Below are 23,152 nucleotides of genomic sequence, written 5' to 3'. Positions count from 1 at the left end.
GCCCGCGCCCATGCCAGACCTGACCCGCCGCCCGCACATTCCCATCGTTCCCGACGCGGAACGCCGCACCTTCCTGAAGCTGATGGCGGCGTCCATGGCGCTGGCCGGCGCCGGATGCAGCGGGCCGCCGCAGGAAACAATCCTGCCCTACGTCGACATGCCGGAAAACATGGTGCCCGGCAAGCCGCTGTATTACGCGACCGCCTTCATGCACCGGGGATATGCGCAGGGCGTGCTAGTGGAAAACAACATGGGGCGGCCGACCAAGATCGAGGGCAATCCGCGCCATCCCGCCAGCCTGGGCGCCACCAGCGTGTTCGCCCAGGCATCGGTGCTGCAGCTGTGGGACCCGGACCGCTCGCAGGCGGTGCGCCAGGGCGGCGCGCTGTCGACCTGGGACGCATTCAGGGCCGCCTTGTCGCGGCAGCGTCTAGCGTGGGAGGCCAACGGCGGCGCCGGACTGCGCATCCTTACCGGTACGGTGACTTCGCCGACACTCGCCGCCCAGATGGCAGCGCTGCTGGAGCGCTATCCGAACGCGCGCTGGCACAGCCATGATCCGGTGCACGACGACGCCGGCGCCGAAGCGGCGAACCTTGCCTTCGGGCGCGCCACCGACATGCTGTACCGTTTCGACCGCGCCGCCGCCGTGCTCGCCGTCGATGCCGATGTGTTCGGCGACTGGCCCGGTCACCTGCGTTATGCACGCGATTTCATGCAGGGGCGGCGCGCCGGCGCGCCGCAGTTCGACAAGCGGCTGTATGCGCTGGAGGCCAGTCCCGGGCTGCTCGGCGCGGTAGCCGACAACCGGCTGGCCTTGCCGCCGCACGACATCGAGCGGACCCTGTGGCGCATCGCCGCGCGCCTGGGCATGCCGGGCCTGCCGCCGGAAATTCCTCCCGCGCCTGACGAGCGCGCCGGAAAATGGGAAACGGTGCTGGCCGCGCTGCTGGCGGCGCAGCGCGGCCGCTGCCTGATCGTCGCCGGCGGCGCCGTTTCTCCGCGCAGCCGGGCGCTGGCGCACCTGATGAACGCCCATCTCGGCAACCTCGGCAAGACCGTAATCCCGATCGCGCCCGTGCAGGCTGGGCCGCTCGACCATGCGCAGTCGATCGCGGCGCTGGCCGACGACATGCGCGCGGGCGCGGTCACAGCACTCGTCATCCTCGGCGCCAACCCGGTGTACGACGCCCCGGCCGACCTCGGCTTCGAGCAGGCGCTGCGCAAGGTGCCGTTCAGCGCGCATCTCGGGCTGTACCGCGACGAAACCGCGCATGCCTCGACCTGGCACCTGCCGGCCGCGCACGGCTACGAGGCGTGGAGCGACGGACGTGCGTTCGACGGCAGCGCCGCGATCGCCCAGCCGGTGATCGCGCCATTGTATGGCGGGCGCTCGGCGCATGAGTTGCTGAGCATGCTGGCGGAAGGCAACGAGCGTGCCGGGCATGCGCTGGTGCGCAATTACTGGCGCGGCAGAATCGGCGCGGGGGATTTCGACCACCTCTGGCAGGACGCGCTGCGCCAGGGCGTGGTTGGCGGCAGTGCCAGCGCGCCGCTGGCGCTGCGCCCGGCGCGCTCTGTGCCACCGCCGGACTTTGAAGGGCCGGCGCTGCGGGCCTTGTTCGTTTCCGATACTTCGGTCGGCGCCGGCGAATATGCCAACAATGCCTGGCTGCAGGAACTGCCGAGGCCGTTCAGCACACTCACCTGGGACAATGCCGCCATCGTCGGCGAACGTACCGCGCAGGCCTTGGGCGTGCAAAGCGGCGACATGCTGCGCCTGTCGCTCGCGGACCATCCGCTGGTGGCACTCGAAGCACCCGCCTGGGTATGGCGCGGGCAGGCCGAGGGCGTCGTCACGCTGCCCCTAGGCTACGGGCGGCGCTCGGCCGGACATGTGGGCAACGGCGTCGGCTTCGATGCCTACCGCCTGCGCACGCTGCATGGGCCGCATGCGTTGAAGGCGCAACGGAGCGGGCGGCACGTCGCGTTCGCCACGACCCAGAACCACCAGCAGATGGAAGGGCGCGACATCGCGCGCATGGCGACGCTGGCGGAATTCCGCCGCAATCCGCATTTCGCCACCGACGAGAAGCGCGAACGCACGCCGCAGGAATCGCTCTATCCGCCGTGGGAGTACAAGGACTACAAGTGGGGCATGGCGATCGACCTGAACGCCTGCATCGGCTGCCGCTCCTGCACCATCGCCTGCCAGGCGGAGAACAACATCCCGGTGGTCGGCCGGGAACAGGTCATGCGCGGGCGCGAGATGCACTGGATCCGGGTCGACCGCTACGACACCGGCACCAGCGCGCACCCGCGCAGCGTGTTCCAGCCGGTGCCGTGCATGCATTGCGAGAACGCGCCATGCGAACTGGTCTGCCCGGTGGAAGCTGCGGTGCACGACAGCGAGGGTCTCAACCTGCAGGTCTACAACCGCTGCGTCGGCACGCGCTTCTGCTCCAACAATTGCCCGTACAAGGTGCGCCGCTTCAATTTCCTGCATTACACCGGCACGACGCTCGACCGGGCGCCGCCGGCGTACAACCCGGAAGTGACCGTGCGCCGCAGCGGCGTGATGGAGAAGTGCACCTACTGCGTGCAGCGCATCACGCGCGCGCGCATCGAGGCGGAAAAGCTTGGGCGCCGCCTGCAGGACGGGGAAGTGGTCACCGCCTGCCAGGCGGTATGCCCGACGGAGGCGATCGTGTTCGGCGACCTGAACGACCCGGAAAGCAGGGTGAACCGGGCCAAGGCGTCCGCATTGGACTACAGCCTGCTGGCGGAACTGAATACGCGCCCGCGCACCACGTATGCGGCGCTGGTGCTGAATCCGGATGACGAACTGACATGAACGAAGCGACACAGCAGCCTCCCGTCTCGAAAGACATCGGCGTGCTGCGCGCCGGATGGGGATACGCGAGCGTGTCCGACAAGATCGCCAACCTGGTGCTGCAGCGCCCGGTGCGCTGGCCGTGGCTGACCGCGTTCCTGTTCACGTTCGCCGGCACGCTGGTGTTTTTCGGCGCGACCGCCTGGCTGTTCTCGCAGGGCGTCGGCATCTGGGGCGTGGACATCCCGGTGGCCTGGGGCTTCGCAATCGGCAATTTCGTCTGGTGGATCGGCATCGGCCATGCCGGCACCTTCATCTCGGCCTTCCTGCTGCTGCTGCGGCAGAAGTGGCGCACCTCGATCAACCGCTTCGCCGAGGCGATGACGCTGTTCGCGGCGGGCATCGCGGGCATTTTCCCGATCCTGCACCTGGGCCGCCCGTGGTTCTTCTACTGGCTCATCCCTTACCCGGATGTGATGAACGTGTGGCCGCAATGGCGCAGCCCGCTGGTATGGGACATCTTCGCCATCAGCACCTACCTGATCGTGTCGCTGCTGTTCTGGTATGTCGGCCTGATCCCGGATCTTGGCACGCTGCGCGACCGCGCCTGCGCGCGCGGCCGGCGCTTCGCGACCTTCGCCTACGGCCTGCTGGCGCTGGGATGGCGCGGCGAGGCGCGGCACTGGGCGCGCTACGAAAGCGCCTACCTGCTGCTGGCGGGGCTGGCCACGCCGCTGGTGATCTCGGTGCACTCGGTGGTGTCGCTCGACTTCGCCATCGGCAACACGCCCGGCTACCACTCGACCATCTTCCCGCCGTACTTCGTGGCCGGCGCGCTGTTTTCCGGCTTCGCGATGGTGCTCACGCTGGCCATCCCGCTGCGCCATTTCTTCGGCCTGCACGATTTCATCACGCAGCGGCACCTGGCGAACGCGGCCAAGATCATGCTGGTGACCAGCCTGATCGTCGCCTATGGCTATGCCGCCGAAATCTTCACGTCCTTCTACAGCGCCGACGAGTATGAGCAATACATGACGGTCAACCGCTGGGTCGGCCCCTACGCGCCGGTGTACTGGGCCATGATGTTCTGCAATGTGGCCGTGCCCCAGCTGCTGTGGCTGCGGCGCGTGCGGCACAACGTGGTGATCCTGTTCGCGCTCAGCATCGTGGTCAATCTCGGCATGTGGATGGAGCGTTTCCTGATCGTCGTGACCAGCCTGCACCGCGATTTCATGCCGTCGGCCTGGGGCATGTTCTATCCGACCGTGTGGGACTGGACCCATCTGCTGGGATCGATCGCCTTCTTCGTGTTCCTGTTCCTGCTGTTCATCCGCTTTTTGCCCGCGATTTCGATTGCCGAGATGCGCGAGCTGGTGCACGAAAGCGCGGAGAAGAAATCGTGAGCTACGGTCTGATCGCCGAATTCCGCACCGGCGAAGCCTTGCTGGAGGCGGTGCGGCGCGCGCGCGAGGACGGCTACCGCGAAATGGAGGCGTATGCCCCGTATCCGATCGAAGGCATCGCCGAGGCGGTCGGCTTCACGCGCGACCGGGTGCCGCTGATGACGCTGCTGGGCGGCTTCGCCGGCGGGCTGGGCGGCTATTTCCTGCAATGGTATTCGGCGGTGATCGACTTTCCGATCAATGTCGGCGGACGCCCGCTGCACAGCTGGCCGTCGTTCATCGTGCCCACCTTCGAACTGACCATCCTGGGGGCGGCGCTGGCGGCGGTGTTCGGGATGCTGGCGGCCAACGGCCTGCCGCGCCTGCGCCATCCGGTGTTCGATGCGCCGGATTTCGGGCAGGCCACGCGCAACCGCTTCTTCCTGTGCCTGCCGGCGCGCGATCCGCGCTTCGACGCGACGCGCAGCAGGGCGTTCCTGCAGGGACTGGACCCGCTGTCGGTGGCGGAGGTGCCGCAATGAGACGCGCGCATTTTCTCGTGTGCGCCTGCGGCCTGATCGGATTCCTCGCAGGATGTGAAAAGGCCAAGCAGGACATGTACGACCAGCCGCGCTACAAGCCGTTTGCGCGCAGCGACCTGTTCCCCGACGGCAGCTCGTCGCGCACGCCGCCGCCCGCCAGCGTGCCGTATTCGGGCGGGCCGTTCGCCGGCACCTCGAGCGGGCGCATCGGCGCCGGCGACGTCAGCGAAGAGATCGCCGCGTCGGAGGCGCGGTCCAATCCGTATCCGGTCACCATGCAGCTGCTGCGGCGCGGGCAGGAGCGTTTCGGCATCTACTGCGCGCCCTGCCACAGCCCGGCGGGCGACGGCGACGGACTGGTGGCGCGGCGCGGCTTCCCGCATCCGCCGTCCTATCACAGCGAGAGGCTGCGGCAGGCGCCGGACCGGCATTTCTTCGACGTGATCAGCAACGGCTACGGCATCATGTACCCGTACGCGGACCGGGTCGCGCCGGCCGACCGCTGGGCGATCGTGGCCTATATCCGGGCGCTGCAGCTGAGCCAGAATGCGAACGCCAATAGCCTGCCGCCGGAGTCGCGGCAGCGGCTGGCTGACATCTCCCGGTCATCCGCAGGGACAAGAGGGGAAGGAGGCGCGCAATGAGCAGCCGCCCCGCCAAAGTCATCGTGTTCGCGCTGCTGGCCCTGGCCTGCATCGCCGCGTGGCGTATCGCCGGCACCGCTTTCCTGGCGGCGTATCTAGCTGCCTGGTGGTTCTGCTGCGGGCTGGTGATGGGCGGGCTGGCCAACGTCTGGGTGCACAACCTGACCGGAGGCCAGTGGGGCGAGGCGATCCGCGCATCCTCGCTCGGGCTGGCGCGCGCGATGGGGCCGCTGGCGCTGCTGTTCCTTCCGCTTTTGCTCGGCATGCGCGACCTGTTCCCGTGGGCGCCCGACGCCGGGCTCGGCGCGGCACGCTGGGCCGGAGAATTGAAGGCCGGCAGCGCCGGCTTCAAGAGCATGTGGCTCACGCCGTGGTTCTTCGTCGCGCGCAGCCTGTGCTATCTCGGCATCTGGACGCTGCTGGCGGCCCTGAGCCGCCGTCCGGCGCTGCGGCGCGCGGCGCGCTTTTCCGCAGCCGCGCTGATCGTGTACGGAGTGAGCGTCGGGCTGGCGGCGGTCGACTGGATCATGTCGCTCATGCCGCTCTGGTATTCCAGTTCGTTCGGCCTGCTGGCCGGCACCGGGCAGATGCTGGGCGGGATGGCGCTGGCGGTGCTGCTGGCGGCTCACCGGGGCGAACAGCCGCCGATGGTCTTCCGCGATCTCGGCAACCTGTTGCTGATGTACGTGATGACCTGGGCCTACCTCGCCTTCACCCAGTTCCTGATCATCTGGTCGGAAAACCTGCCGCACGAAATCGCCTGGTATGTTGCGCGGCGCGACGGCGGGTGGCTGGCGGTCGCCTGGCTGCTGGCGCTGTTCCATTTCTTCGCGCCGCTGCTGATCCTGCTGTCGCGCAACGCCAAGCAGGCGCCGCGCATGCTCGGCTGGGTGGCCGGCGGGCTGCTCGCATTCCATCTGCTCGACGTATGGTGGATGACGCTGCCGTCGCTGGCGGTCGGATGGATGCAATGGCTGTGGACGGTGCCGCTGGCCAGCGCCGCGCTGGCGGCGGCGTGGGTGGCGCTCGGCATCACCCCGGCGCAGGAGGAGGGCGGCCATGGCTGACGCGGCAGCACACGAGCCGGCCGGCCTCAACGCGCGCGGCGTGCTGTGGGGCGGCGTCGCGATCGTGACGGGAATCCTGCTGGCGGCGACGGCGGCCTACTTCCTGTGGCGGCTGTGGAGCGGCCCAGGCAGCGGCCCCAGCGCAAGCCGCCCGCCGCAGATAGCGCAGCCGGTGCTGCAAGCCGCGCCGCAGGACGAGCGCGCCGCCTATTTCGCCGAAAAGCGGAAGCTGCTCGACTCCTGGGAATGGATCGACCGCGAACGCGGCGTCGCCCGCATCCCGGTGCAGGAAGCGATGCGGATCATGACGGCTCACGGCAACAATGCGGGCACGGACAAGGCACAGGCCCCGCCCGGAAAGGAGCGGCGATGACGCGCCTGCTGCTGATTCTCTGCCTTTTGTCGGCCGCGCCCGGGCACGCGTTGGCGCAGCCGCTCGCCTATCCTGCGTCGCCGCAGGCGCAGTTCCGGCAGCGCCTCGACGCACAACTGCCGCTGGCGGCCGCGTTCACCGACGACGACGGGCGGCGCGTATCGCTCGGCGCCTTCTTCGGCGCGCGTCCGGTGGTGCTGGTGCTCGGCTACTACCATTGCCCGAACCTGTGCAGCACGCTGCTGGACGGCGTACTTGAAACCCTGGCCGGCGCAGGGTTGCCGCCGCGCGCCTACCGCGTGCTGGGCGTGAGCATCGATCCGACGGAAAACGCGGCCATCGCCGCCCGCAAGAAGGCGTCCTATGCGCCGCTGGTCGCACATGGCGGCGGCGAGCTGCACCTGCTGACCGGAAGCGCGCCGCAGATCGCGGACCTGGCGCGCAGCGCAGGATTCGAATACGGCTACGATGAGGCGGCGCGCCAGTACGCGCATGCGGCCGGCTTCATCGTGGCCACGCCGGACGGGCGCATATCGCATTACTTCATGGGCGTGCGTTTCGATCCGCGCGACGTGCGGCTGGCGCTGGTGGACGCCTCGGCGGGCCGCATCGGCTCGCCGGTCGACCGCCTGCTGCTGCTGTGCTCGCACTACGCTCCGGCCACCGGACGCTATAGTGCGGCGGCCATGGCGCTGGTGCGCGCGGTGTGCCTGGCGGTGCTGGCGGGCCTCGTCCTGTGGATGTGGCGCCCGGCCGGGCGGAGGAAGGCATGAACGGGGGCTTTTACCTGCTGCCGCCGAGCGCGTCGGATGCGGCCGCCCGCTATGACATCCTGATGCTGGCGGAATTCCTGCTGACCGGCTTCGTCGCGCTCGCGGTGGCTTTCCTGATCGTCTATTTTTCGGTGCGCTACCGCCGCGATTCAGGCGCGGACCGCAGCGCCGCCCCCGTGCGCGGGCGCCGGCTGGAGATCGCCTGGACCGTGATTCCGCTGCTGCTGTTCCTGTGCGCCTTCGCCTGGGCCGCCTACGATTACGCGCAGCTGCACCGCGAGCGGCCCGATGCTACGCCGGTGTTCGTGGTGGCCAAGCAGTGGATGTGGAAGCTGGAGCATACCAACGGGCGGCGCGAGATCGACGAGCTGCACCTGCCGCTGGGCCAGCCGGTGCGGCTGGTGATGACGTCGCAGGACGTGATCCACAGCTTCTACGTGCCGGCCTTCCGCATCAAGCAGGACGTGGTGCCGGGCCGTTACACCACGATTTCCTTCACCCCGACCGAGGCCGGTGAGTTCCACCTGTTCTGCGCCGAATACTGCGGCACCGAGCATGCCGCCATGCGCGGGCGCGTGGTGGTGATGCGTCCGGACCAGTTCGCCGCCTGGCTGCAGCAGGGCAATGCGTCCGAAGGCATGGCCGCGCGCGGATTCGAACTGTACCGGCGGTACGGCTGCAGCGGCTGCCACGAGGCGCAGTCGTCGGTGCATGCGCCCGACCTGCACGGCCTGCTGGGGCGCACCGTGCACCTGCAGGACGGCCGCACGCTGGTGGCGGACGAAGCCTATGTGCGCGATTCGGTGCTGTTGCCGAAGAAGGATGTCGTCGCCGGCTACGAGCCGATCATGCCGTCGTTCGCCGGGCAGATCGGGGAGGAAGACTTGCTGGCGATTATCGAATACCTGCGTTCCACGGGAGGCGGCGATGCACGCACGGGTCACTGAACAGGCGGGCGGCGATTATCTGAGCGACGGCTATTCGCTGAGATCGTGGCTGACCACGCGCGACCACAAGCGCATCGCCTGGCTCTACCTGGTGTCGATCACGGCCTTCTTCTTCGTCGGCGGCGCCGCCGCCACCCTGATCCGGATCGAACTGGCCACGCCGCAGGGCGACCTGGTGTCGTCCGACACCTACAACCGCCTGTTCACGGCGCACGGCGTGATCATGGTGTGGCTGTTCCTGATCCCGTCGATCCCTTCCGCGCTGGGCAACTTCCTGATGCCGATGATGATAGGCGCGCGCGACCTGGCCTTCCCGCGCCTGAATCTGGCGAGCTGGTACTTCTACCTGTGCGGCGGCATCTTCACACTGGCGGCGCTCATCGCCGGCGGGGTCGACACCGGCTGGACCTTCTACACGCCGTTCTCGACCATGTTCTCCAACAGCCATGTGATCCTCGCGATCACCGGCGTGTTCATCGTCGGCTTTTCCTCGATCCTGACCGGGCTGAACTTCATCGTCACCGTGCACACCATGCGCGCGCCGGGCATGACCTGGTTCCGCCTGCCGCTGTTCGTGTGGGCTAATTACGCGACGTCCGTCATCCTGGTGCTGGCCACGCCGGTGCTGGCGATGACGCTGCTGCTGCTGGCGGCCGAGCGCCTGCTGCACGTGGGCATCTTCGATCCGGCGCTGGGCGGCGACCCGCTCCTGTTCCAGCACCTGTTCTGGTTCTATTCGCACCCGGCGGTGTACATCATGGTACTGCCGGCCATGGGCGTGGCCAGCGAGATCATCCCTTGCTTCGCGCGCAAGCACGTGTTCGGCTACCGTTTCATGGCCTACGCCATCCTCGGCATCGCAACCATCGGCTTCCTGGTCTGGGGCCACCACATGTTCGTGTCGGGCCAGTCGGTCTACGCCAGCATGGTGTTTTCGATCCTGTCCTTCCTGGTCGCGATCCCGTCCGCGATCAAGGTGTTCAACTGGACCGCGACCCTGTACAAGGGACGCATCACGTTTTCCGCGCCGATGCTGTACGCGCTCGGCTTCGTCGGCCTGTTCACCATCGGCGGGCTGACCGGGCTGGTGCTGGCGTCGCTGGCGCTCGACGTGCACCTGACCGATACCTATTTCGTGATCGCGCACTTCCACTACATCATGGTCGGCGGTTCGGTGATGGCGTATTTCGGCGGCCTGCATTTCTGGTGGCCGAAGATGACCGGGCGCATGTACCCGGAAATGTGGGGCAGGGCGGCGGCCGTGCTGATCTTCTTCGGCTTCAACCTGACCTTCTTCCCGCAATACCTGCTCGGCTACGGCGGCATGCCGCGCCGCTACCACAGCTATCCGCCGGAATTCCAGGTGTTGAACATTCTGTCCTCGGCCGGCGCGGCGATTCTCGCCGCCGGCTATCTGCTGCCGCTGGGCTACCTGCTGTGGTCGCTGTTCTACGGCAAGCGGGCCGGGCCGAACCCCTGGCATGCCACCGGGCTGGAATGGCAGACAGCGTCGCCGCCGCCCAGGCGCAATTTCGAGGCGACCCCGACCGTCACGCGGGAAGCCTACATGTACGATCCGGTCACCGGCAGGGAGTCGCCGCAATGAATATCGCCGAACAGTTCGACGACGCCCCCCAGCAGGAGCAGGCCGCCACCTTCGGCATGTGGATTTTCCTGGCGACCGAACTGATGTTCTTCGGCCCGCTGCTGTTCGGCTATTCCTATGCGCGCTCCCACTTCCCGGAAGGCGTCGCCGCAGCCAGCCGGCATACCGAAGTCATGCTCGGCACGCTCAATACCGCCGTCCTCTTGACCAGCAGCCTGCTGATGGCTATCGCGGTGCAGGCGTGCAAGGCCGATGCGGTGCGGCTGGCACGCGGCATGCTCCTGCTGGTGGCGGCGCTCGGCTTCGTGTTCCTGGCGATCAAGGGAGCCGAGTACCGGCACGAATGGCGGGAGCACCTGTTCCCGGGGGCAGGCTTCGCGTTTGCGGACGCGCGACACGCCCCGGCAGCGGAGATTTTCTATTTCCTGTATTTCGCGCTGACCGGCCTGCATGCGCTGCACCTGACGATAGGGATCGTCATGGTGCTGGCGTTCGCCGCCGGACTGTTGCGCGGAGGGCGCAGCTTCGCCAGCGCCGAGCGCGTGGAGGTGGCCGGGCTGTACTGGCATTTCGTCGACGTGATCTGGATCTTCCTGTATCCGATCCTGTACCTGGTGGGGAGAAGCGGATGAGCGATTCTTCGCTGCGCGAGACGATCCGGAATAGCCTGCTGGTGTGGGCCGCGCTGATCGTCCTGCTGCTGATCACCTTTGGCAGCGCCTACCTGAAACTGGGGGCGTGGAACAGCGTGCTCAATCTCGCCATCGCGGCCGTCAAGGCGGCGCTGGTCGCGGTCTTTTTCATGCACCTGCGCGGCGCGCCGGCCCTGCTGCGCATTGCGGCGTCCGCGGCGATTCTGACGCTGGCGCTGCTGTTCGGGCTGTCGCAGGCCGACTATGCGACGCGCACGCTGCACGGGGCGCCCTGGCAATCGCCGCCGGTGCGCCAGACAGGAGGATAGGACATGCATGGCCAGGTCGTCGTCATCACCGGGTCGTCGGCCGGCATCGGCCGCGCCACCGCCGTCGAATTCGCCCGCCACGGCTGGCGCGTCGCCCTGCTGGCGCGCGGCGCGGACGGCCTGGAAGGCGCGCGCGAGGAGGTGGAACTGGCCGGCGGCGAGGCCATGATCGTGCCGACCGACGTGGCCGACCAGGCGCAGGTGGAGGCGGCGGCCGCAGCGGTGGAGCGCGCGTGGGGCACGATCGACGTCTGGGTCAACAATGCGATGGCGACCATTTTTTGCCCGGTGACCGGCATCACCCCGGAAGACTTCCGGCGCGCCACCGAAGTCACCTACCTTGGCGCGGTGTGGGGCACGATGGCCGCCCTGAAGCGCATGAAGCCGCGCGACCGCGGCGCGATCGTGCAGGTCGGGTCGGCACTGGCATACCGTTCGATCCCGCTGCAGGCGCCGTACTGCGGCGCCAAGAGCGCGCTGCGCGGCTTCACCGACTCACTGCGTTCGGAGCTGATCCACGACAAGAGCAAGGTCTACCTGACCATGGTGCACCTGTCGGCTTTCAACACGCCGCAATTCGATTGGGGCCGCACCTGCATGCCGGACCAGCCCAAGCCGTTGGGCAAGATCTTCCAGCCCGAAGTGGCTGCGCGCGGCATCTACTGGGCGGCCGTGCACCGGCGGCGGGAACTGTGGGTGGGCTGGCCGGCGGCGCAGGCCATCCTCGGCACCAAATTTATTCCCGGCTTCCTTGACCATATGCTCGCGCACAAGGCGTACGAAGGGCAGGAGGGAAAGAAACATGTGTCGCCGGAGCGGCGCGACAACCTGTACCGGCCGGTCCCGGGCGACCACGGCGCGCATGGCCGCTTCGACGGCAAGGCGCTCGACCGGAGCGCGCAACTGTGGCTCGATACGCATCGCTGGGCCGTGGCGGCGGCCACGCTGGTCTTGCTCGTCTTGCTGGTGCTGGCGGGCGTGCTGCTTGGCCCTTGAACCATGCAGGCATGCAAGTACGATGCCGGGGAACCCGCGCAGTATCCGGCGATCCCATCTGCGTGGCAGCCGCGGCGGCGTGGCGCCAGCGACGGACTGGAGGTTACTCATGAGCGAACAACGATTGAAGGGCGAACTGGCGCTCGTCACCGGATCGGATTCAGGCATCGGCCAGGCGACGGCGATTGCATTTGCCCGCGAAGGCGCCGATGTCGTCATTACCTATTTTCATGACCGCCAGGGGGCGGAGCGCACCGCGCGCGAGGTCGAAGCGGCGGGACGCAAGGCGGCCGTCTACCAGCTCGACGTGCGCGAATCCAGCCGCGTCGCGCAACTGTTCCGGGACGTGAAGGGCGCGCAGGGCGTGCCGACCATCCTGGTCAACGACGCCGGCATCGACGCGGCGGGCAAGATGGTCAAGGACATGAGCGACGCCGACTGGGACGACGCGATCCGCACCAACCTGTACGGGCCGTTCTACTGCTGCCGCGAATTCATCCGCGCCATCGAAGGCTCCGGTCGCCACGGCTGCATCATCAACATCACCAGCGTGCACCAGGAAATTCCGCGCGCCGGCGCCTCCGGTTACGACAGCGCCAAGGGCGGGCTGCGCAACCTGACCACCACGCTGGCGCTGGAACTGGCGGAAAAAAATATCAACGTCAACAACATCGCGCCCGGCATGGTGCTCACACCGATGAACCAGAGCGCGGTGGATGACCCCGAGGTGCTCAAAAAGCAGGTGCAGTCTATCCCGATGAAGCGTGCCGCCAGGCCGGAAGAGATTGCCCACGCCGCGGTCTTTCTTGCGTCGGCGCAGGCGAGCTACATCCACGGCACCACGCTCGTGGTGGACGGGGCACTGATGCTGTTCCAGGGACAGGGCGCCTAGCGGCTTGCAAGACCGCGATGACTGAATCCCGTATCGTGGTCTACGGCGCGATTGCCGGCAACCTTGCGATCGCCACGACCAAGTTCATCGTTGCCGGCATCACCGGCAGCGCGGCCATGCTGTCCGAAGCGGTCCATTCCACCGTCGATACCGGCGACGGCGTGCTGCTGCTCATCGGGCTGCACCGCAGCAGGCGGCCGCCAGACCCGGAACACCCGTTCGGCTACGGCAAGGAGCTGTATTTCTGGAGCCTGATCGTCGCCGTCCTCATCTTCGGCGTGGGCGGCGGCATTTCTGCGTACGAAGGCGTGCTGCACATCATGCACCCGGAGCCGCTGTATGACCCGACGTGGAACTACGTCGTGCTTGGCAGCGCCGCCTTGTTCGAGGGCGCCAGCTTTGCGATCGCGGTACGCGCCGTGCTGAAAAACAAGGGCGACCAGCCTTTCCTGAAAGCGCTGCATGTCAGCAAGGACCCGAGCACATTCACCGTGGTCGCCGAGGACAGCGCGGCGCTGATCGGCCTGCTGCTGGCAGCCCTCGGCGTCTGGAGCAGCCACCATTTCGGCATGCCAGAACTGGATGGCGCGGCATCGATCGCGATCGGCCTACTGCTGGCCGGCGTGGCGGTGCTGCTGATCCATGAAAGCCGCAGCCTGCTCGTGGGCGAGGGAGTGGATCTCGACATGGCGCGCGAAATCCGCAGGATGGCGCAGTCGGACCCCGCGGTAGCGTCTGTGGCGCACCCGCTGACCATGTACTTCGGCCCCGACGAGGTATTGCTCACGCTGGATGTCAAGTTCCGCAACGGCGTGTCCGGCGGCGATATCGCCATCGCGGTCAACCGTATCGAGCGCGCCATCCGCGAACGCTTCCGCTCGATCAAGCGCATCTATATCGAGGCCAAGCCGATCGCGGCGGCGGCGCAGGGCTGAATCGGCCCTAGCTCATGCGCCGCAGCAGCCATAACGCGGACTTCTGCATTCCGATCAACAGCGCCGTGATGCCGACCGCGAGAGAGAACAGCGCCAGGTTGCTCGCGTCGCCCGCGCGCAATCCGAAACTGAGTGCGGTCGATACCGCAGGCGGATGCATCGCGTCCAAGGCGATCATGCCGACGATGGCGATCAGCATCGCGATGCCGCCCGACAGGTAGCCTGGCCCCAGCAGCTCGAACGAGAGCAGGCCGAGCGCGGCCGAGCCGAGCTGCGACAGCAGCAGGGTGCGCACCTGGTTGACCGTGTTTTCCGGATCGAGGTAGATGAGGAAGGCGCTCGACGCCAGCGACGCGAACAGCAGGCGCTGCCGGCTCAGCGCCTCGACCAGAGCCAGCACCAGCAGAACGATCATGGTCGGCAGCAGCGCCAGTGCCAGCTCGCCCTTGAGCCCGATGCGGCGCCGCCGCGGCAGCCTGTTCATTGCAGCTTCTCCCCGGTTGCCTGCGGATGGCCGCGCTGCGCGGCCTCGCCGGCGGCTTGCTCATCCTTCATTTCGCGGCTCAGGAAATAGTTGAGCGCGGTCCGGATGACGGCGATGGCGGCCAGCTTGCCGATGCGCTCCCAGGTCGGCGCCACCGAAGTCGAGAGGATATCGGCCGCCAGCTGCAGTTCCAGCGCCAGCGTCAGGTAGCGCGCGAACGACAGGCGGATCGGCGTGAACGGCGCGTCGCAGCTGGCAAGCAGGTGGCGCAGGATACCGGCCAGCGCGACCGCCACGCCGGCCGCGATAACCAGCGCGCCCAGCGTTTCCACCAGCAGCCGCAGCCATTCGACGCCGGCCTGCACCTGCTCTTCGACCAGATGAAACAATACCGATCTCCTTCCGTGGTTCCAGTACGTATCAACTCAGCTTGCTCAGAACGAAAGCGGCCAGAAAGCCGAGCACCGTGATCAGGCCGCTGAAATTGTGGGCGGATTCGAACGCTTCCGGGATCATGGTGTCGGCCAGCATGGTAAGGATGGCGCCGGCCGCGACCGCATTGGTGGCCGCAATCACGTCATCGGAAAAGCGGCTGAACACCGCATAACCGGCCCACGCGGCCACGCCGCACACCACGGCGATTCCGAACCACAGGCCGAAGATATAGCGGACCGAGCGACCGGCCTTCTTCATGCCGGCCGCGCTCGACAGTCCCTCGGGAATATTCGACAGGAAGACCGCCGCCACGGCCACCGTGCTGACGGTGCCGCCGGCGATCATGGAGACGCCGATTACGATCGATTCCGGGATGCCGTCCAGTAACGAGCCGACTGCGATCGCCATGCCGCTGCCGCTCTGCTTCGACTCTGATTGCTGCGACCCGGAGCGCTTGCGATGCTTGGCGCCGAACCGCGCGAGCGCGACATTGGCCAGCGTATAGACAGCCGCGCCGGCGACAAAGCCGATGGCGGTCGAGTCGAAACCGCCGCGCTGGAAAGCTTCTTCCATCAACTCCAGGGACAGCGCTGAGATCAGCACGCCGCTGCCGAACGCCATCACCGCCGCCACCGCGCGCTGCGGCAGATGCATGAAGTAGCCGATGCCCGCGCCGGCTACCAGCGCGGAACCGGCCACCAGCCCCCACAACAAGGCTTGCAGGGAAAGGGACATGGGTCAATGATGTTTTTTCTGTTCTTTCGACAAGGCCTGACTGACGTCGATCGGCGCCTCGAACTCTTCGTCCGGCAGCTGTTCCAGCGAATTGCATACGTTTTCGTCGGCACCCATCTTCTTGGCATTCTCGATCAGCGTGTTCTTCGAGGCTGGGTAGTCGACGCCTTTGAGGAATTTCTGAAGCTGGATTGGGTTTATCTGGGACATGGTTTGCTCCAATGGAAATGCAGGCCGCACCGCGCGGCCTGCGTACCTGGCTGCAAGGGCCGTACCAGTGGAGGGAGCAGGGAACGGGCGCGCGGATGATGCGTTTTGCTTTGGAAATCTATTCCAGCCAATACAAATTACACGGCATGTGTAAATTCTCGCGCGCCACAGGGAGCTCCCGCCTGCCAAACGCGATTTTGGTTATGAAGCAATACCGGTCAGGCGCTGGATGACGCCTCGATCACTGCACGCGACAAAACCGAACTCGCGCAAAGCGAAAGCGTGGGCCAGGCAATGAAAATCAACGTTGACGCCTATCGCGGCGTCGTGCCGCTGAGCGGATTCGTCGACAACCAGAAGCAGGCCAGCGACGCCGTCACGGCAGCCAAGCAGGTGGCTGGCGTGGATAAGGTTATCAACAACCCGGAAGTCAAGCCGAGGGAATCGTCCGGCCGTTGATCCGGAGCGCTGCGCGCGTGGCGCCGGCGGCATCATTTGGCGCAGGTGATCTTGAGCGAATCGATCGACTGCGTGAACTTCAGCCCCTTGCGCAACTGCGGCTCGCGAGTGCCTGGCGTGAGCTTCGCGGTCTGATGGCGGTAGTGCTCGTTCTCGTATACGGCCACCGTGGCCTTGGGCCCGACGATGACGCTTTCCGTCTTGTGCTTCCAGTACACGCCGCCGGCCGGCGTGTGCAATGACGGCAGTTCCACCGGCCCGGCGACGGTCAGGTCGTCCAGGCCCTGATAATCGGGCTGCGGAAACAGCCGTACCCAGCAGCCTTTCGCCAAGGTCGGATCGGTGCGCACTTCGGTCGGCGCGATGATGAACAGTGGCGGAATGATCGGGGCTGTGAGGTTTTCATTCTTGGCCGCTCCCGTTTCCTGCGCCGTCGCAGGGAATATGCAACAGGCCGCGACTGCGATGAAAAGCCGTGGCGCCAGGCCAGGTTTCAGCATGATGCCTCCAATCGGTTGGTGTTCAATATATTCCGCGCCCAGGCAGCCTCAGTCGCCGCCATAGGCGATCGTCGACAGTAGCGCCAGCTCTGCCTGGCGCGAGTCGAGGCGGGTGTGCTGCACGACGACCGGCACGTCGGACTCGATGACGCTGGCATAGTCGGTGCCGGGCGGGATCGGCTCCGGGTCACGCAAGTCGTTGAAGCGCAGGTGCAGCGTGCGGCGCGCCGCCACCGTTACCCGGTACGGCCCGGCCGGCGAGCGGTCCTTGAAGAAAATGGTGATGGCGATCTGCGCCGGCTGGTCGCCCGCATTCAGGATGCAGGCCGTTTCGTGGCTGACCGTTTCCCGGCCGCTGCCGGTGCTTTGCGGCGGGATATAGCCTTCGGCGATTGCCCAGCGCAGTTTTCCGATCGGGTCCAATTGCACCTCCTTGTCTTAACGTTTTCCATCGTGTTGGTGCAGCGCCATGCGCAATACCTGCGCCAGGTGCAGCGGTTCTGCATCGGTCGTCTGCAACAGCTGCTCGCGGCAGCTGAAGCCGTCGGCAATCACCAGCGTTCCATCGCCCGCGTTGCGCACGGCAGGCAGCAGCACGCGCTCGGCGCATTGCATCGAGACGCCGTACTTTTCCTTTTCGAAGCCGAACGAGCCGGCCATGCCGCAGCAGCCGGAGTCGAGCAGCTGGAAGTCGAGTCCCAGCTTTTTCATGACCGCCATTTCGGCGTCCATCTTCAGCACCGCCTTGTGATGGCAGTGTCCGTGCACGATGGCGCGGCGCTCCAGCTTCGGAAACGGAAAGCCGTCGGTTTCGTTTTCCAGGAATTCGCTCAGCAGGAACACCTTTTCCCGCAGGCGTTTGGCTTGCTCGTTGTAGGAAAAGAGGTCCGGCATCTCGTCGCGGAACACCGACACGCAGGCCGGTTCCAGCCCGACGATCGGCGTGCCGGCGCGGATATCGTCGGCCAGCACGTCAAGTACTTGTTGCAAGTACTTTTTCGCGCGGTCGAGCATGCCGAATTCATACAGCGGCCGCCCGCAGCACAGGTGAACCTTCGGAATCGCGACCTCGAAGCCGGCGTGCTCCAGCACCTCGAGTGCGGCGCGGGCGGTTTCAGGATGAAAGTAGTTGTTGAAGGTGTCCGGCCACAGGATGATGCGGCGCCGCCCCTGTTCCTTCCGGCTCCGCCTGGCGAACCAGGAAGAGAAGGATTCCTCGGCCACCCGCGTGATGCGGCGCTGCGGCGCGATGCCGACGATTTTCTTCGCCAGCGCGGCGAACGGCTCGCGCTGCGTGAGGAAGTTGGCAAGGCCGGGCGCGTGCGACGCCAGCTTCGCCCAGCGGTCGATCAGCCCGAATGCATAGGCGCTCGCCGGGCGCAGCCGTCCCGCGTAGTAATGCGACATGAATTCGGCCTTGTAGGTCGCCATGTCGACGTTGACCGGGCACTCGCCCTTGCACCCCTTGCAGGACAGGCACAGGTCGAGCGCTTCGTGTACCGACTTATCCTTCCAGCCGCCGGTGATTACTTCGCCACGTACCATCTCGAACAGCAGGTGGGCCCGTCCGCGGGTGGAATGCATTTCCTCCCTGGTGGCCATGTAGCTCGGGCACATCGTGCCTTCTTTCTTGCGGCACTCGCCGACCCCGACGCAGCGCAGCAGCGTGCGCGAAAAATCGCCGTTGTCGCGCGGGTAGTGGAAATGCACCGGCAGCACCGGCGGGTTGTACTCGGTGCCCAGCCGCAGGTTTTCATCGGCACGGTAGGGCCCGATGACCTTGCCCGGGTTCATTTTCCAGTGCGGGTCCCAGATTCCCTTGAATTCGCGGAAAGCCTGCATCAGCTCGTCGCCGAACATGATCGGCAGCAGCTCCGCCTTGGACTGGCCGTCGCCGTGCTCGCCCGAGATCGAACCGCCCAGGCTCACCACCAGGCGCGCCGCTTCGTGCAGGAAGTCGCGGAAGGTGCGGATGCCATCGGCCGTCTCCAGGTCGAAGTCGATGCGCGTATGCACGCATCCCTGGCCGAAATGGCCGTACAGGTCGCAGCCATAGCCGTACTTCTCGAACAGCGCGCGCAGCTTGCGCAGGTACTGGCCGAGGTTCTCGGGCGGCACCGCCGAATCTTCCCATCCTTCCCAGGTGATCGGCTTGTCGGGCACGTGCGCCGTGGCGCCCAGGCCGGATTCGCGCACCTTCCAGATCATCTTTTCCACCGGAGGATCGTCGAACAGCTTCATCGACGGCGGATTCTCGGCCTGGCGCAGGGCATCCATCAGCCGCCGCGCCTGGGCGTCGGAGTCGTCCTTGCCGGTGCCGCCGAATTCGACCAGCAGCCAGCCGCCGCCTTCCGGCAGCAGTTTCACGTTGTCCGGGTGCAGGTGTACCGCCGTCATGTCGGCGATCAGCCGGTCGTCCATGCCTTCCAGCGCGATCGGCTTGTGCTTCAGGATTTCCGGCACATGGTCGCCGGCCTCGTACACATCCTTGTAGCCCAGCACCAGCAGCGAGCGCGCCGCCGGATTGTCGAGCAGCCGCACCTTGGCTTCCAGGACCACCACGCAGGTCGCTTCCGAGCCGACCAGCGCCCGCGCCACATGGAAGCCATGCTCCGGCAGCAGCGCTTCCAGGTTATAGCCGGACACCCGGCGCGGAATCTGCGGGAAGCGCCCCCGGATCTGGTTGGCGTACCGGTCGCGCAGCTTTTGCAGGTGCGCATAGATGTCGCCGCGCCGGCCCGGTTGGGCGAGGATTTCCCGCAGCTGTTCGTCCGAAGTGGCGCCGACCGTCATGCGCGTGCCGTCGTAGGTCAGCACGTCGAGCTCGATGATGTTGTGCACCGTTTCGCCGCCCATCACGGAATGCGGGCCGCAGGAGTTGTTGCCGATCATGCCGCCCAGCGTGTTGTGGTTGTGGGTGGCGGGATCGGGTGCGAAGGTCAGGCCCTGCCGTTCGGCCGCGTGGCGCAGGTCGTCCAGCACGCAGCCGGGCTGCACGCGCGCGGTCCTGGCCTGCGCGTCGATTTCCAGCACCTGGTTCAGGTACTTGGAAAAGTCGATCACCACCGCGACGTTGCAGCACTGGCCGCACAGGCTGGTGCCGCCGCCGCGCGACAGCACCGGCGCGCCGTAGCGGTAGCACAGGCGCACCGTCTCGATCACGTCCTCGATAGTGCGCGGGATCACCACGCCGATCGGCACCTGCCGGTAGTTCGACGCATCGGCGGCGTACAGCGCGCGGCTGCCGTTATCGAATCTCACTTCGCCGGCGATGCCTTGCCTGAGCTCGGCCTCCAGCCGCTTCATGTCGCCGAACCCCTGGGCCAGCGGCGGCGCATTCGATTTCGTGTCGACTAGACCTCGTAACATCTCGCCTCCTGGCGCCGGAACTCGATGCCCAGACCCGGCCGCGCCATCTCCGGCGCCAGCATGCCATTGTCCGGCACGGCCGCGCCTTCGAACAGCATGTGCTCGATGCGTGCATGGTCGTGGAAATATTCGAGATGGATGCCGGGCCGCGCGGCGCACATCAGCGGCAGGTGCAGGGCCGGAGCGCAGTGGCTCGACAGTGGGATGCCCCAGGCCTCGCACAGCGCGCAAGCGCCGAGAAAGCCGGTGACGCCGCCGCAGCGCGTGGCGTCAGCCTGCAGCACGTCGACCGCCTGCGCCTCCAGCATGCGCCGGAAATAGGGCAGGTCGTAGCCGTACTCGCCGGCCGATATGGCCATGCCGGGCGGGCCGTCGTCGCGCAGCAGGCGCAGGCTGGACAGGTCGTCCGACGACACCGGTTCCTCGAACCAGGTTACGTCGTGCTGCGCGAAGTCGCGGGCGAACGCCAGCGCCTGCTTGCGGGTATAGGCGCCATTGGCGTCGACGAACAGACCGGTATCCACGCCGATCGCTTCGCGCGCGGCGCGCACGCGCGCCACGTCATGCTCCGGTTCGCGCCCGATCTTCATCTTCACGTGGCGTATGCCGCTCTGCGCCCAGCCGCCGAGCTGCTCGCGCAGCCGTTGCTCCGAATAGCTGGTGAAGCCGCCGCTGCCGTAGACAGCGATCGCCTGCCGCGCCGGCCCCAGCAGCGCCGCCAGCGAGACGTTGAGCAGTTTTCCCTTCAAGTCCCACAGCGCGACGTCGACCGCCGAGATGGCCATCGAACAGATGCCGGGGCGGCCGAGATTGCGGATCGCCGTCGCCATGTCTTGCCAGCGCGCGTTGATCGACAGCGCGTCGCGCCCGTGGAGCAGGGGGGCCAGCCTGTCGCGGATCAGGGCGGCGGTGGCGGTGTCGGCATAGGTGTAGCCGATGCCGGAGGCGCCGCCGGCGTTGATGCGCACCAGTACCAGCGTGGTGGAATCCCATTCCAGCGTGCCATCCGACTCCGGGGCGTCGGTGGGAATCCGGTAAGCCGACACGCCGACGTGCACGATCGGTTCGGGCGGGTGCAGCGTGGACATGATTTACTTGCCTTGCTTATTCGGCGGGAACAATCCGTCCCAGGCTTCCTTGAACGATGCGATGACCGTGTCGAGCGCGTCGGGGTCGCGCTGCCACAGCGCCTTCAGGTAATGCCGCGCCTGCTTGGCTTCGATATGCGGAGGCAGCGGCGGCACGTCGGGGTCGGTTACCATCTCGACCACGGTCGGCACCGTCGCCGACAGAGCGCGGTCCCAGGCCGGACCGATATCCTGCGGCCGCTCGACGCGGATGCCGCCCAGCCCGAGCAGGTCGGCGTAGGCCGCGTACGGGAATTTCGGCAGCGACTGCGAAGCCTCGAACTTGGGATCGCCCGCCATCACGCGCTGTTCCCAGGTCACTTGGTTCAGGTCGCTGTTGTTGAGCACCATGATGGTCAGGCGAGGGTCGCCGCCGCTCTTGACCCAGTCGCGCCAGACCTTGGAAATCGTGATCAGGCCATTGATGCCGTTCATCTGCATCGCGCCGTCGCCGACCATCGCGATCACATGCCGGTTCGGATGGGCATACTTGGCGCCGATCGCGTACGGCACCCCCGGCCCCATGGTCGCCAGCCCGCCCGACAGCGAAGCCATCATGCCCCGCCTGATCTTCAGGTCGCGCGCATACCAGTTGGCCGCCGACCCGGAGTCGCAGGTCAGGATGCAGTTGTCCGGCAGGCGCGGCGACAGTTCCCAGAACACGCGCTGCGGATTGATCGGATGGGCCTCGTTCATCGCGCGCGCTTCCAGCACGCGCCACCAGCGGTCGACGTTCTGCTCGACCTGGTCGCGCCAGGTGCGGTCGGCCTTGCGCTGCAGGTTGGGAATGAGCGCGCGCAGGGTTTCGCGGCTGTCGCCGATCAGCCCGACTTCCATCGGATAGCGCAGGTTCAGCATGCGCCCGTCGATGTCGATCTGCACGCCGCGCGCCTGGCCTTCCTTGGGCAGGAACTCGGAGTAGGGGAAGCTCGACCCCACCATCAGCAAGGTGTCGCACTCGTTCATCAAATCCCAGCTCGGCTTGGTGCCAAGCAAGCCGATCGATCCGGTGACGAAGGGCAGGTCGTCCGGCACCGCCGCCTTGCCCAGCAGCGCCTTGGCCACGCCGGCGCCGAGTCGGTCCGCAACTTCAATGATTTCATCGGTGGCGTCGAGCGCGCCGGCGCCGACCAGCATCGCCACTTTCTTGCCTGCATTGAGCACATCGGCTGCCGCCAGCAGGTCGGCCTGCCCGGGCACGATGCGCCGCCCGGTCAGGCCGATGCCGGAATGCACGCTGCCGTGCACGCGCGGCGGCGTTTCCACCGCTTCCATTTCCTGCAAGTCGTTGGGGAAGATGATGCAGGTGACGGTGCGCTGGTCGCGCGCAATGCGCACCGCGCGGTCGACCAGGTGGCGCACCTGCTCCGGCGTGGTCGCCATGTGCACGAATTCATGCGCGACATCCTTGAACAGCGAAATCAGGTCGACTTCCTGCTGGTAATCGCCGCCCAGCGCCATGCGCTTTTGCTGGCCGACGATGGCCACTACCGGCTGGTGGTCCATCTTGGCATCGTACAAGCCGTTGAGCAGGTGAATCGCGCCAGGGCCGGAAGTCGCCAGGCAGACGCCGACGTCGCCGGTGAACTTGGCATGCGCGGTCGCCATGAAGGCGGCCAGTTCCTCGTGCCGCGCCTGCACGAACTCGATCGCGTCGGTACGGCCGAAGGCGCCGATGATGCCGTTGATGCCATCGCCGGGGTAGCCGAACACGCGCTTGACTCCCCATTCGGACAGGCGTTTCAGGAGAAAGTCTCCGACTGTCGCTTCCATGGTGCACCCCGTAAAGAATCACTTCGACAGGGAGGTGCCGCAAACAGCGTGCCAAAATCATTTGGGCAAAGACAAAGTCCCGCCGCCGGGCGCATAGCCGCGAGACCCG

At 66.7% G+C, this 23,152-nt stretch carries 24 protein-coding genes; 15 read left to right on the top strand and 9 right to left on the bottom strand.

Annotation, left to right across the window (positions count from 1 at the left end):
* Window positions 1-10 precede the first annotated feature (10 nt).
* The 14 genes from FAY22_RS08110 to FAY22_RS08045 all read left to right on the top strand — a co-directional run bounded on the left by FAY22_RS08110 (window position 11) and on the right by FAY22_RS08045 (window position 13,951).
* The gene (locus tag FAY22_RS08110; RefSeq protein WP_146329739.1) at window positions 11-2,854 is read left to right on the top strand and encodes a 4Fe-4S dicluster domain-containing protein; all 2,844 of its coding nucleotides are present in this window, start codon (window positions 11-13) and stop codon (window positions 2,852-2,854) included.
* Window positions 2,851-4,236 carry an NrfD/PsrC family molybdoenzyme membrane anchor subunit gene (gene nrfD, locus FAY22_RS08105; protein ID WP_146329738.1) on the top strand — a complete coding sequence of 462 codons (1,386 nt, stop codon included), beginning with the start codon at window positions 2,851-2,853 and terminating at the stop codon, window positions 4,234-4,236. Before FAY22_RS08110 ends, nrfD begins: the two co-directional genes overlap by 4 nt.
* Window positions 4,233-4,757, top strand: a complete 525-nt coding sequence (locus FAY22_RS08100) for a DUF3341 domain-containing protein (RefSeq protein WP_246860702.1) — start codon at window positions 4,233-4,235, stop codon at window positions 4,755-4,757. Before nrfD ends, FAY22_RS08100 begins: the two co-directional genes overlap by 4 nt.
* Window positions 4,754-5,401, top strand: coding sequence for a cytochrome c (locus tag FAY22_RS08095; RefSeq protein WP_146329737.1), 648 nt, complete (start codon window positions 4,754-4,756; stop codon window positions 5,399-5,401). The genes FAY22_RS08100 and FAY22_RS08095 overlap by 4 nt, the downstream gene beginning before the upstream one ends.
* Window positions 5,398-6,468: a hypothetical protein gene (locus FAY22_RS08090; RefSeq protein ID WP_210411913.1), complete on the top strand. Its 1,071-nt coding sequence runs from the start codon at window positions 5,398-5,400 to the stop codon at window positions 6,466-6,468. The genes FAY22_RS08095 and FAY22_RS08090 overlap by 4 nt, the downstream gene beginning before the upstream one ends.
* The gene (locus FAY22_RS08085; RefSeq protein ID WP_146329736.1) at window positions 6,461-6,841 is read left to right on the top strand and encodes a hypothetical protein; all 381 of its coding nucleotides are present in this window, start codon (window positions 6,461-6,463) and stop codon (window positions 6,839-6,841) included. Before FAY22_RS08090 ends, FAY22_RS08085 begins: the two co-directional genes overlap by 8 nt.
* Entirely contained in the window at window positions 6,838-7,614 is a 777-nt protein-coding gene (locus FAY22_RS08080) for an SCO family protein (RefSeq protein ID WP_146329735.1), read from the top strand. Before FAY22_RS08085 ends, FAY22_RS08080 begins: the two co-directional genes overlap by 4 nt.
* Window positions 7,611-8,561 carry a cytochrome c oxidase subunit II gene (coxB, locus tag FAY22_RS08075; RefSeq protein WP_146329734.1) on the top strand — a complete coding sequence of 317 codons (951 nt, stop codon included), beginning with the start codon at window positions 7,611-7,613 and terminating at the stop codon, window positions 8,559-8,561. Before FAY22_RS08080 ends, coxB begins: the two co-directional genes overlap by 4 nt.
* Complete coding sequence (gene ctaD, locus FAY22_RS08070; protein WP_146329733.1) at window positions 8,542-10,167, top strand: cytochrome c oxidase subunit I; 1,626 nt, start codon at window positions 8,542-8,544, stop codon at window positions 10,165-10,167. The genes coxB and ctaD overlap by 20 nt, the downstream gene beginning before the upstream one ends.
* Window positions 10,164-10,799 (top strand): cytochrome c oxidase subunit 3, encoded by a 636-nt coding sequence (locus tag FAY22_RS08065; RefSeq protein ID WP_146329732.1) that lies wholly within the window; start codon window positions 10,164-10,166, stop codon window positions 10,797-10,799. Before ctaD ends, FAY22_RS08065 begins: the two co-directional genes overlap by 4 nt.
* Window positions 10,796-11,128, top strand: a complete 333-nt coding sequence (locus FAY22_RS08060) for a cytochrome C oxidase subunit IV family protein (protein ID WP_168204797.1) — start codon at window positions 10,796-10,798, stop codon at window positions 11,126-11,128. The genes FAY22_RS08065 and FAY22_RS08060 overlap by 4 nt, the downstream gene beginning before the upstream one ends.
* 3 nt (window positions 11,129-11,131) lie before the next feature.
* Complete coding sequence (locus FAY22_RS08055; RefSeq protein ID WP_146329731.1) at window positions 11,132-12,124, top strand: SDR family oxidoreductase; 993 nt, start codon at window positions 11,132-11,134, stop codon at window positions 12,122-12,124.
* Between the two features lie 109 nt (window positions 12,125-12,233).
* A complete protein-coding gene (locus FAY22_RS08050; RefSeq protein ID WP_146329730.1) occupies window positions 12,234-13,016 on the top strand; it encodes an SDR family oxidoreductase in 783 nt (260 codons plus the stop codon).
* A gap of 17 nt (window positions 13,017-13,033) precedes the next feature.
* A complete protein-coding gene (locus FAY22_RS08045; RefSeq protein WP_146329729.1) occupies window positions 13,034-13,951 on the top strand; it encodes a cation diffusion facilitator family transporter in 918 nt (305 codons plus the stop codon).
* A gap of 7 nt (window positions 13,952-13,958) precedes the next feature.
* Here FAY22_RS08045 and FAY22_RS08040 read toward each other — a convergent pair whose 3' ends face one another.
* Genes FAY22_RS08040 through FAY22_RS08025 form a run of 4 tightly spaced genes read right to left on the bottom strand, consistent with a single transcriptional unit; the run spans window position 13,959 to window position 15,815 of the window.
* Window positions 13,959-14,435, bottom strand: coding sequence for an HPP family protein (locus FAY22_RS08040; RefSeq protein WP_146329728.1), 477 nt, complete (start codon window positions 14,433-14,435; stop codon window positions 13,959-13,961).
* Window positions 14,432-14,824 (bottom strand): DUF1622 domain-containing protein, encoded by a 393-nt coding sequence (locus FAY22_RS08035; protein WP_146329727.1) that lies wholly within the window; start codon window positions 14,822-14,824, stop codon window positions 14,432-14,434. The genes FAY22_RS08040 and FAY22_RS08035 overlap by 4 nt, the downstream gene beginning before the upstream one ends.
* A gap of 31 nt (window positions 14,825-14,855) precedes the next feature.
* On the bottom strand, window positions 14,856-15,605 hold the full coding sequence (locus tag FAY22_RS08030; RefSeq protein ID WP_146329726.1) for a ZIP family metal transporter: 750 nt from the start codon (window positions 15,603-15,605) through the stop codon (window positions 14,856-14,858).
* Between the two features lie 3 nt (window positions 15,606-15,608).
* The gene (locus FAY22_RS08025; protein WP_146329725.1) at window positions 15,609-15,815 is read right to left on the bottom strand and encodes a DUF2795 domain-containing protein; all 207 of its coding nucleotides are present in this window, start codon (window positions 15,813-15,815) and stop codon (window positions 15,609-15,611) included.
* A gap of 282 nt (window positions 15,816-16,097) precedes the next feature.
* Here FAY22_RS08025 and FAY22_RS08020 point away from each other — a divergent pair, with 282 nt between their 5' ends.
* Window positions 16,098-16,274, top strand: coding sequence for a BON domain-containing protein (locus FAY22_RS08020; protein ID WP_246860701.1), 177 nt, complete (start codon window positions 16,098-16,100; stop codon window positions 16,272-16,274).
* Window positions 16,275-16,306: 32 nt separating this feature from the next.
* Here FAY22_RS08020 and FAY22_RS08015 read toward each other — a convergent pair whose 3' ends face one another.
* The 5 genes from FAY22_RS08015 to FAY22_RS07995 are packed head-to-tail and all read right to left on the bottom strand — an operon-like array spanning window position 16,307 to window position 23,043.
* On the bottom strand, window positions 16,307-16,774 hold the full coding sequence (locus FAY22_RS08015; protein ID WP_146329723.1) for a hypothetical protein: 468 nt from the start codon (window positions 16,772-16,774) through the stop codon (window positions 16,307-16,309).
* A gap of 48 nt (window positions 16,775-16,822) precedes the next feature.
* Window positions 16,823-17,203 carry a sensory rhodopsin transducer gene (locus tag FAY22_RS08010; protein WP_246860700.1) on the bottom strand — a complete coding sequence of 127 codons (381 nt, stop codon included), beginning with the start codon at window positions 17,201-17,203 and terminating at the stop codon, window positions 16,823-16,825.
* A gap of 9 nt (window positions 17,204-17,212) precedes the next feature.
* Window positions 17,213-20,143: an FAD-binding and (Fe-S)-binding domain-containing protein gene (locus FAY22_RS08005; RefSeq protein WP_246860699.1), complete on the bottom strand. Its 2,931-nt coding sequence runs from the start codon at window positions 20,141-20,143 to the stop codon at window positions 17,213-17,215.
* Window positions 20,128-21,231 carry an enolase C-terminal domain-like protein gene (locus tag FAY22_RS08000; protein WP_146329721.1) on the bottom strand — a complete coding sequence of 368 codons (1,104 nt, stop codon included), beginning with the start codon at window positions 21,229-21,231 and terminating at the stop codon, window positions 20,128-20,130. Before FAY22_RS08000 ends, FAY22_RS08005 begins: the two co-directional genes overlap by 16 nt.
* A gap of 3 nt (window positions 21,232-21,234) precedes the next feature.
* A complete protein-coding gene (locus FAY22_RS07995; RefSeq protein ID WP_146329720.1) occupies window positions 21,235-23,043 on the bottom strand; it encodes a thiamine pyrophosphate-requiring protein in 1,809 nt (602 codons plus the stop codon).
* Window positions 23,044-23,152: the final 109 nt, after the last annotated feature.

Origin of the sequence: Noviherbaspirillum sp. UKPF54, from assembly GCF_007874125.1 — a bacterium.
GTDB lineage: Bacteria > Pseudomonadota > Gammaproteobacteria > Burkholderiales > Burkholderiaceae_D > Noviherbaspirillum.
Note: the sequence above shows the minus strand (reverse complement) of the source record. Positions and strands in the feature narration are given on the sequence as shown.